This window comes from Undibacterium sp. SXout7W, assembly GCF_049339385.1.
In the GTDB taxonomy this organism is placed as follows: Bacteria; Pseudomonadota; Gammaproteobacteria; order Burkholderiales; family Burkholderiaceae_D; genus Undibacterium.
Window position 1 is genome coordinate 61,105 of sequence record NZ_JBMPPF010000024.1, and the last position, 6,745, is coordinate 67,849.

Sequence of the window (6,745 nt, forward strand, 5' to 3'; positions counted from 1 at the left end):
CCACCACGTGTCAATGTGGCAAATAAGTACAAATTATCTGTCAATCAGTGATTTTTTTGTTCCCTGCTTCTCAAGCAATAAACCTGCTGCATTATTAGTAAAACGACTAGCTTCTTCAATGTAGCCGTGTACAGTTCCATCATGTCGCCAGCCACCCTGTCGCTTAATTTCACGAAAATCGGCGCCAGCCCTGTAAGCACTGGTCGCCATGCCACGTCGCAGACTGTGACTGCTTAATTCGGGGGCATAGGTTAGTCCTGCAGTATCTGCGCAGTCAGCCAGAATGCTGTTAACACTTGCAGGGCTGATCGCTTTTTCGCTCAGTTGTCCCCAGCGATTAATTTTCCTGAAAATTGGGCCCGAAGTGATTTTCGCTGCTTTCAGCCACTCCTGCAATGCACTTGCCGGACAGCATTCATCGTTGCCATACGGAATTGCCCTGGAGATACCTTCACCCGACTGATCTGTTTTTGAACGACGCAAGGTAATCGTTATACCTTGCGATTCTTGTTCGACTTGAGTCATTTCTAACTGGCTTATTTCACTACGGCGGAAGCCACCAAAAAAAGCCAATTGCAATAAAGCGTTGTCACGCTTTGCTTTTAATGTGTCTGACGCATTGAGATTGATGACGATTTTTATTAAATCCTCTAGCGGCAATGCTTTTGCCTTTTTCTTTGGAGTTCCATGCAGACGAGAAATGCCTGACATCGTTTTTCTGACAGTGATGTCAGCCGCCGGATCTGGAAAACCTTGCTGTATGTGCCATTGCGATAACGCGGTAAGTCGTAGTGACAAGGTTCTTGGATTGTGTCGCTCAAGATGCGCCATCAAATAGCGCACCAGAATTGTGGCGTCGGCAGGGAGTACGCCACCCCATTGCAAATAATGTCGGATGGCAGATCGATATGTGCGGCGGGTATTTTCAGATGTTGCCGCCGCAAGTAATTCAGCATGTTGCGCAATATCAGCGACACTAAGAGCGATGTGATTGCTGGTGCTCGCTAGTGCATCTCGGAGTTTAGGTTCTTTTTTTTGCATGGCGAAAATGGGATTTTATTCGTATCAAAATTCACAAGAATTTATTTTCATCAATCATAACCGATGATAATAAACATTATCGGTGGTTATAAATATATTTTTAATGATTTTTTATTTTGTAAAATAAAATAATATTACGTAATATGTAATACATAATTAAATTAATTCAAGGTCAAAAAATGGCACGCTCAGGCATTCTCTATTCCGATGTGGCGAAAGCAGCAGAAACATTAAATAAGGCAGGGAAGGGTATTACAGTAGACAATATCCGTGAAACACTGGGAAATACAGGCAGCAAAAGCACGATTGGGCCAATGTTGAAGCAGTGGAAAAACGAGCATCTTGGCAAACTTACTGAGATAGAAAGTCGTTTGCCTCCAATGCTCCTACAGGCCCTGCAGGATGTATATGATCTTGTTCAGCAAAATGCGCAGCTTCTGATTGATTCCGCTGATGAGCAATGCCAGCAGCAAATTGCAACAATGCAATTGGATGTACAAGGTGCACTATCCGAAAAAGCAACAGTACTGACCGAGAACGAAAAATTGGTAAGTGCTCTTAACGCAGAAACGGATAAGGTAACTTCGCTGCAAACTGACAATCAAAGAATGCAGGTTGAATTGGCATCGCTACGCAGCGAAAAAACAGGTTTGTTAACGCGTCTAAAAGATCGTGAGACGGAAGTTGACGGTCTTCATCAACAAATATCGATGAGTCGGTCACAATTTGATCACTTCCAGGAAGCAACAGCAATCCAACGAACCCAGGAGCGGCAGGCATACGAAAGTCGTATTAATAAACTAGAGTATGAAATGAACGCATCGCGGCAGCAAATTCTTGAGCAGCAAATGTCACTCTCTCACCAAAGTGCACAAATCATTCACCTCAATCAATCCAATGCAATACTGCAAGAGCAAGCGGGAAACCTGCAACAGACTCTTGCTCTGACTTATACAGAACGAGATCAATACAACTCCCAATTAACAGAATTACAGTCACGATATAAAGACCTTTCTTCTAACCTCGCATCAATACAAGAAATACAATCTGCAAACAGCATTGCCATTGCAAGCAAGGAAGAAAAAATAGCAATGCTAAACGGTCAATTAACCGAGCTACGCAGTCAAAACTTATCCTTGCAAGAAACTCAAGCGGAATATATGAAATTATTCAAAGATCTAACGAAGGAAAGTTGACTCATAATGACGCATAATTTATCTTATGTCAAATCATAAAATCAAAAGTTGTCATATCACTTATGAAATTTCATGCTGCAATACGGGCATGTTTTCGGCGTTTTGCACTTCAGCCGACAGTATGCTACTTTTCGTGAAATATTTGACACTCACGCAATTAATTTAAAACAAAAATAAAGGCCGCAAATTCTGCAGCCTTTATTTCCGGTTCTATTCTGAATAATTTTTAAAAAGATTACTCAGACAGATTTACGGTAAAGAACTTATTTATGCAATCAGATTGCCACTGCCAATAGTACCGACAGTACCCGTCAATTGTACAAAGAAGTCGGTGCTGTCAAAGTTGGCGGTATCGGAACCAGTATTCTGGAACAGATAAGTACCTGCTGCTGACCCTGTTTGTATCGTGATCAGGTAAGCCTGACCAGTGTTGTTGAGTACGACCGACAAACCTGCAGTGATGGTAGCGAGGTAATTAGACGTATCGGCATTGCCGATGATGTAAGAACCGACACTCGCTGCATTGACGCCAGTTTTGAAGTAATCCACTCCCGTCGCATTGAAATTACCAACCACATCGACCTGCGTTCTGTTCGACATATTGGCACCGGTTTCTATCAGCGTTTCTGAGCCAGAGCCTGCGGTCTGCAGATTGATCGTATCCACCGCCGCACCACCTGTAATGGTAGTCGCCGCAGGACTTGAACCGAGAAGATTCAGCGTCTGGCCACCACTACCAAGGGCAATAGTGTTGTCACCCGTGCTTTTGGTATAGTTCAGCGTGACACCTGCACCATCGACGTTAGTGAGGCTGGCTGTACCTATGCTGCCTGCCACGTTAATGATTTCGATATTGGCGACTTTGGTACTCAGATCAATGTTCTGAGTGGTGGTCGCACCGATGTTGAGTGTATCTGTACCATTGCCGCCATCCACCGTGGTCAGGAAATTGATGATCTGATTGGAAGTGAAGTTGAAGGTATCAGCACCTGTGCCACCGATCACGCTGACAGCCACATTGGCAGAAGTGAAATTATTAGTGCCGTTGGCAAGGTTGTACTTCTCTATCGTGCTGAAGGCATTGAAACTACCTGCCGTCGTCAGGTTCAGCGTCTCGGTTCCTGCAGCATTGATGGTGCCGGTAAATTGCGACATCTGGGCGATGGTTGCAGTAATATTGGCATTATTGGTCACCGTCAGATTTTCAAAGCCAGTAATCGTGGCATTACTGATGTCTGGTGTCGCCGAGAAGAACGCCAGGCTGTCTGTACCCGTGCCACCAGTATATGTCCCGAGGATAGTCACGCCATTCAAGGCCAGGCTATTATTGCCGTTGCCCAATGCTGCCGTGCTGGAAACAGTGGCATTGATCGTCACATTGTCGTTGCCACTACCACCGGTGTAGTTAACACCTGCAGTGGCAGAGTTCATGTTGACGGTGTTGGTACCGCTTGCACTGCCTTTGACAGTAGCTGTACCTGTCAGGGCACTGGATGTCCAGGTAAAGCCGCCCAGGGTAATGCCGCTGGCATCAACGGTTGTCAGCGAGGTGCTGGATGAAGACAGGGTCAAGCCTGCATTGCCACTCACATTAAAGGTCTTGACCGAATTACCCAGCCAGGTCACGTTGTCATTGAAAGCACCTGTTGACGTGGCCTGGGTGTCGTTAACACTGATATTGACCGTCTCTACACCGGATGCAGTAATGCCGGTGGCCGCAAAGGCGACGCCAGAGGTGCTGCCATCCGTCAGCGTCAGGTTGACGATATCATTGACACCGCCAGCAAACGCGGCATTGGCAAGGGTAACGGCAGTTCCTGCGCCATTGAGCGTGATATTGCCATTGCTCGGCAAGTTGCTCAATGTCAGACCATTCGCGCCAGAAAAAGTGACGTCACTATAGTTACCAAGGACTTGCAAATCTATGGTCTGATTGGTCACACTGGTGAGGCGCAATTTCTCAAAGCCGGTGACATTGGCAGCAAAAGTACCCGAACCGGAAGCTGTGGCAGCATACGCGGCCGACAGCACGATAGTGTCTGTACCCTGCCCGCCATTCACAACGATTGGTAATAAAGCAGTATTAGGAATGAAGGTATCATCGCCTGTGCCGCCGTTGATCGTGGTGAAGCCAGCTGAGGTATTGTACGTAACGGTATTTGTACCATTGGCAAGGTTTAAGATTTTGATATTGCTAATGGTGCCACCTGTGCTGCCATTATTGATGTTGATAGTGCCTGCAGTAGTCAGCTTCAAACTGTCAGTATCTGCAGCATTGCCAGCGATGGTTGTGCCATTTAAACCTGGGATGCTGGACATAAATTGCTCGTTGCTACCGAGTACTCCGTAGAATGTGCCACCAGGAGTTACTGAGACAGCCCCACCGCCATTAGCTGGAGTTGTACCCACAGTTCCTGCAATTGCAGCTCCACCACCAGACACTAAAACAGCATTAGATGTCGTGATATTGTTCGTTCCACCACCAGTCGCATTGGAAGATGAGGTCGTATCGTACAGCAGCGTACCACTCGATACCGAGATATAAGACAGATCGATATTATTGACACCGGCAATATCGTCCACAATCGTCAATTGATGGGGCCCTGCACCGGAGAATGTCAGTACTGGCCCACTCAAAGACAATGCAGCGCGGGCTGCTATCAATGCGGCATATTGAGATGCGGTAATGACTACAGCAGAATTGGATGTAATATTTTCAATACCAGATAAAGTTGCCCCCGCCAGATTGATTGCTCCATAGGTGACCAACGTATCATTGCCGTCTCCCAGATTAATCGTATCCGTCACAACGCGTGCAACTGCACCTGCGGTGGATTGCTGGTTCACATCCACGCCATTTTCAATGGCATTGTAAGTACCGGTAATGTAATTTCCGAGCAATACCACACGATCAGCGCCAGCACCACTGCTGACAAGATTGGTACCTCGTCCCAGCGTCACGTCTAACGCAGATTTAGCAGTTAAGCTGCCGGCGCTAATCGATAATCCAACCGTAGCAGCGGCTTGGCTGGTGCTATCAATACCATTAATAATCAGACGTTCAACATTCAGGGCACTAGCGCTCTGCCCCCCGTCGACCAGTGCATCGACGATGGTGTCATTCAGGCTTAATTGTGATACCTGGGTGGTGGCCGTATTGTTGGTAAAGCTGACGCGACCAAAGTTTTTGGTCTGGGCAAGGTCGGCAATCGATATGTTTGCAGAGTTATTCACTTGCAGCAGGTTATTGTTGCCAGTGGCATTAGCGGTGTCAGTGTCACCACCGTCCAATATCATATTCTGGTTAGCAGAAACATCGTCCACGATGATGCGTGTTGATGCATGATTAGCAGCGCCATTGCCATTTGCACCGATATATGTCACGGATTTTGACTGGGACAGACCTGTCAGATCCAAGACGAGATCAGATTCGGAGTTCACTGTACGGTCGCCATCATTGTTGATGACTGTCAGACGATTGCCTGCATCCGTTTGACTGATGAAGTCATTGTCGATATGTGCGTAGTAACCACCACCATTTACACCAACAACTGCACCGTTACCAACGTTAGCAACGCCTTCGTTACGTGCAAAACGCAGAACGTCGATACCTGTTGTGTTATCCCACTCGGAAGTGTTTGTTGTGATACGTGGAGTACCTGCCAACAGCGATGTGTCGCCGTCGATGATCAATGTATCTGTACCGGTACCACCTTTCACTGTGTCTGCAGAGGTAAAGCCTGCATTTTCAGATGCTGGATTGTCAAAGATAAAGGTATCGTTCCCTGTGCCACCTACAATGGATTGGGACGATGCGCCGTCTGCACGAGTGATGTCGCCGAAACGAGCGATGATGTCACCAACGTATTTGGAACCATCAAAGTTTTCTGCAACGATACGATCATTTGCTGTTGCTGCGATTACATTGAATACTGTGGAAACTGTGCTATCCCGGCTGGTAGAGGCCAACGCAGTTGTATTTGATCCAGCAGAACCATTTGTTGCATAACCGTAACCACCACGACCAGTGGCTGTGTTAGCACCGTTTGCGCTAGCCACTGCAGAATTGCCACTGAATGTATCCAGGTTGAAATAGCCATTTGCTGTAGCAGTGTTAGCACGTGAACCATCTACCAACGTGATGGAACTTCCAGCGCCAGCGTAAGAAGACACGCCAGACAGGTAGACAGAGTTAGATTCTGTATCGTTGTCTGTGATCGTCAACTGTTCAGTCGCTGGAGTTACCAGGTTGAAGTTGAATACTGGGTCTGTGTTCACGCCGTCAACCAGAGTCACAGCAGCTTTGTCTGTTGTGCCAGTTGCTGTTGCCAGACTCAGGCTTACTGTCAGGTTAGCCAGTGCGCTGTTGCCTGTTGTACCATGAGCGATTGTGATTGCTGTGTCTTGTGCAGCAGTCAGTTTTGTCAGGTTAACGGTCGCGCCTTCAGCAGCGGAAGTCCATGTGCCAGTGTTTTGCTGACCTTCGTTACGGATGTAAGTTGTTGCCA

3 protein-coding genes are annotated in these 6,745 nt (G+C 46.9%); 1 reads left to right on the forward strand and 2 read right to left on the reverse strand.

Annotated features, from left to right (window positions below; genetic code table 11):
- Window positions 1-33 precede the first annotated feature (33 nt).
- The gene (locus tag ACO0LB_RS18915; RefSeq protein ID WP_423051938.1) at window positions 34-1,041 is read right to left on the reverse strand and encodes a site-specific integrase; all 1,008 of its coding nucleotides are present in this window, start codon (window positions 1,039-1,041) and stop codon (window positions 34-36) included.
- A gap of 179 nt (window positions 1,042-1,220) precedes the next feature.
- Between ACO0LB_RS18915 and ACO0LB_RS18920 the strand changes: the two genes are divergently transcribed.
- Window positions 1,221-2,237 carry a DNA-binding protein gene (locus ACO0LB_RS18920; RefSeq protein WP_423051940.1) on the forward strand — a complete coding sequence of 339 codons (1,017 nt, stop codon included), beginning with the start codon at window positions 1,221-1,223 and terminating at the stop codon, window positions 2,235-2,237.
- 267 nt (window positions 2,238-2,504) lie between these two features.
- Here ACO0LB_RS18920 and ACO0LB_RS18925 read toward each other — a convergent pair.
- A partial coding sequence (locus ACO0LB_RS18925) for a beta strand repeat-containing protein (protein ID WP_423051942.1) occupies window positions 2,505-6,745 on the reverse strand: 4,241 nt, incomplete at its 5' end.